The sequence below is a fragment of the Lentimicrobium sp. S6 genome, assembly GCF_013166635.1.
In the GTDB taxonomy this organism is placed as follows: Bacteria; Bacteroidota; Bacteroidia; order Bacteroidales; family UBA12170; genus UBA12170.
In genome coordinates this window covers 1-3,464 of the sequence record NZ_JABKBZ010000152.1, presented here as the reverse complement: position 1 = coordinate 3,464, position 3,464 = coordinate 1, and the positions used below count along the sequence as shown (strand labels likewise).

3 protein-coding genes are annotated in these 3,464 nt (G+C 34.3%); all 3 read right to left on the bottom strand.

What is annotated here, in order from left to right; genetic code table 11:
- Nucleotides 1-392 precede the first annotated feature (392 nt).
- The 3 genes from HNS40_RS21830 to HNS40_RS21820 all read right to left on the bottom strand — a co-directional run bounded on the left by HNS40_RS21830 (nt 393) and on the right by HNS40_RS21820 (nt 3,112).
- Nucleotides 393-1,694, bottom strand: a complete 1,302-nt coding sequence (locus tag HNS40_RS21830) for a deoxyribodipyrimidine photo-lyase (protein ID WP_172284837.1) — start codon at nt 1,692-1,694, stop codon at nt 393-395.
- Between the two features lie 144 nt (nt 1,695-1,838).
- Nucleotides 1,839-2,078: a putative signal transducing protein gene (locus HNS40_RS21825; RefSeq protein ID WP_172284836.1), complete on the bottom strand. Its 240-nt coding sequence runs from the start codon at nt 2,076-2,078 to the stop codon at nt 1,839-1,841.
- 74 nt (nt 2,079-2,152) lie between these two features.
- Nucleotides 2,153-3,112 (bottom strand): biotin/lipoate A/B protein ligase family protein, encoded by a 960-nt coding sequence (locus HNS40_RS21820; RefSeq protein WP_172284835.1) that lies wholly within the window; start codon nt 3,110-3,112, stop codon nt 2,153-2,155.
- Nucleotides 3,113-3,464 lie beyond the last annotated feature (352 nt).

Below are 3,464 nucleotides of genomic sequence, written 5' to 3'. Positions count from 1 at the left end.
AAAGTAAGATTGCATATGTTTTTTGACATAAAAAAGATAAAAATGTTTCATGTTTCTAAATTGGCCAAAATGAAACAGAACCATAATGGTTATCACCTCACTAGTTGATAAAATGGGCTTCCTTTTTTGTTTATTTCCTAAGGTGTGAGAATCCATAGTTTTGAAAAATTCAAAACAAAAATCATCTGCTAAATAAAATATTTCGGTAATTTTGTTGCTGGAGATATTCATGGGATTTATTGTTAATTGTCTGATTGTCAGTCACAAAGATAATAAATACTCATGAAATCTCCTAATTTTATGGTCAAAAATATTACGATTAACAACTGAATTTCAGATAGTTAAAAACCGAACTCAGGTTAATAATAAACCAAGAGCCAAATCCCTTCCTTTTACAGAATTAATTTATAAGCGGCCAAAGCACGTTCACGAGCAATTTTATGTTCTACCATGGGCTCAGGATAGGAGAAGTCGTCATACTCTGGAATCCATTTTCTTACATATTCTAAGTTTTTATCAAATTTTTTTAATTGTTCTGATGGATTGAAAATCCTGAAGTAGGGTGCAGCATCACAGCCTGTGCCTGCGGCCCATTGCCAGTTTCCATTATTGGAAGAGAGTTCGTAATCTAGTAGTTTCTTGGCAAAATAGCTTTCTCCCCAGCGCCAATCGATGAGGAGATGTTTGCAAAGAAAACCTGCACAAATCATTCTTACTCTGTTATGCATATAGCCGGTTTCATTGAGTTGACGCATACCCGCATCTACCATAGGATATCCCGTTTTTCCTTGGCACCATTTCTCAAATTCTCCTTCATGATTCCTCCAGTTGACCGCATCGTATTTTGCTTTAAAATTATGGCTAACGACCTTAGGAAAATGAAATAATATCTGCATGAAGAATTCTCTCCAGATGATTTCGTTGAGTAGACTAGGGGAGGTTTTTAATAACTGTTTTACCAATTCACGAATACTGATGGTTCCAAATCGGAGGTGTGGTGAAAGGTAGGTAGTGGCATCCATTGCTGGAAAGTCTCTTATATCATGATAATGATCTACATGTTTAAAGTTGATTTCCTTTACTTTTATACCTGAAGCCTCGAAGCCATAGGATTCTAGCGTAGTAATATTGCTGTTTATCTTAGCCAGATTTTCCCAATTATTCTTGTGGACTTTTAAATACTCACCTTCCTCAAGTTTTATAAACCATTTTTTTGAATATGGAGTAAAAACAGTATAAGGCTTCAGGTCTTTTTTTAGTATTTCACCCTCCTCAAAAATAACTTGATCTTTATAGCTGATGAATTCTATTCTATTGTCATTTAGGAGCTTCTCTATCGTAAGATCCCTTTTTCTGGCATATGGTTCATAATCTTTATTGTAAGATACTTGAGCAATATTGTGTTCTTTAATGATGCTTTTCCAGATTTCTATCGGCTTTCCCTGATAAACCATTAAACCACTCCCTTTTTCTTGAAGGCTCAGGTTTATATATTCGAGTGTTTGGAATATGAAATGAACTCGCGAATCGTCTTTTGGAAGCTCTGAGAGTATCTCGCTATCGAAAATGAAAATGGGGAGGACAGGTTTTCCAGAAAGGAGTGCTTTCTGTAACCCAATATTATCATTTAGTCTCAAATCTCTCCTAAACCAAAATATATGGTAGGGCAGTTCTGCTTTTTTTTTGCTGGTCATTTGTGATTTTTGAAGAATAATACAAAAAAACTAAAGAAATATTAAGATGAATCAAAAGGATAATTCCTATTGATATGCTAGCCAAAATAGTTGATTAAAACCTATTTCGCTAGATTTATATTGTTCTAGTAGAAACGGGTATGGCTATTCTTCTCTTGATTTTTCGTAATTAAAAATTAATTTTTCAGCAGCCTGATAATCCTGTAATTCCACAAAAATCTGACAGGAGTCATCAGTTCCTGGGCCACCAAAACCAGCGTGACTTGCTTCACTTAAACTGTTACGAACCAAACAAGGGATATTAGCTTGCGCCAAAGCAGCTTCTAAATATCTTGCATTTAAAGCTGTACCAACAAATACACTTACTAAATCATTTTCTTTCATAGGGCTAGTTTTAAATAATTTGTATAAATATACGAAATTATCCTATTAAATTCAATAAATAAGGTTATGGTTTTTTAAAAAAGAACCTCTAGTATTGAGTTTTTTACATGACCCAAGCCATTATCATACAAATGTTGTTTGATAATTTCCTCTTGGTGCTGCAAGCCTATCATTGAATTTATAGCTTCTTCCCAAATAGAATTAAGAGGAGAGGAACAGGTAATGGATTGTATAAAGCCTTTGGCTATAACAATTTGGAAATCGCTGTCCTTATCTTGAATTTTGTAATTTGACTTAATGGTATATTTGGGGCCATAGCCAAAATTCCATTCCCAAGTCTTGTACTTTTCGTCAGCGAGTCTTTGTATTTCAGAAATTTGGGTTTTATTTAAGTTTGTGACTTTAGCTTCTGGAAATATATTTTGAATGTGTTGAAACAACTTAGATTTGAAATCGCTTATGGTCATTGGAGTTGATAGATAATCAGAAATATTTCCGACTACTGACCGATTAGAATTGACAGCTTTATCAGTTATGTTGTTTTTATTTATTTTAATGCTTTCGTTTAAAACTTTTAGATTAGAATTGAATAGGAGCGTTCCATGGTGCAAGACCTTATTACGATAAACATGGGATGCATTCCCGGAAAACTTCCTATCATTAATTTTCAAATCACTTTTTCCAACCAATTTTGCATCCACTTCAAGACTTTGTAGTAAATCCAATATTGGTTGACTGTATTTGGCAAAATTCACTAAGGAGTCTGCTTTGCCCATATCTATAAAGCTATAATTCAAATTCCCTAAATCGTGATACACAGTGCCACCACCACTAATTCTTCTGATAATTGGGATTTGTTTTTGGTTGAGAAAAGCTATGTTTACCTCCTTCAAAGGGTTTTGATGCTTTCCCATAATAACAGAAGGAGTATTCTGCCAAAGCATAAAGCAAGGTTCCTCAAGGGTTTTTACTAAAAACTCTTCAGTAGCGATATTAAAAAACGGATCTGTTGATTCTCTTTGAATGATGAGCATTTTACAAATTTAGACTTTTGTATGAAAAGTGGGGTGTATTAGAAAAAAATAAAGATTTGGGGTTTGTTTTTTTTTTTTTGGTGATCTTGTAAGGATTTTAAGGGACACAAAAAAAGCTTTACAACTATGATGTTGTAAAGCTTTATTAAGAGGTTCCAACCATACCTACCCATTAATTTCATTAATGAGCATTAATACAGCCATTAATACAACTTTTAAAGTATTTGGATAGGCTGACTCATGTTGTGCCACCTATACCGATGTAACTGTGCCACTCAAACCGGAGCAAGTTGTGCCACTCATACCGGAGCAAGTTGTGCCACTCGTACCGGAGCAAGTTGTGCCACTCATA

What these genes read in the sequence shown, in the direction of transcription:
- HNS40_RS21830 (WP_172284837.1), bottom strand. Translation starts at nt 1,694, where the DNA reads ATGACCAGCAAAAAAAAAGCAGAACTGCCCTACCATATATTTTGGTTT.
- HNS40_RS21825 (WP_172284836.1), bottom strand. Translation starts at nt 2,078, where the DNA reads ATGAAAGAAAATGATTTAGTAAGTGTATTTGTTGGTACAGCTTTAAAT.
- HNS40_RS21820 (WP_172284835.1), bottom strand. Translation starts at nt 3,112, where the DNA reads ATGCTCATCATTCAAAGAGAATCAACAGATCCGTTTTTTAATATCGCT.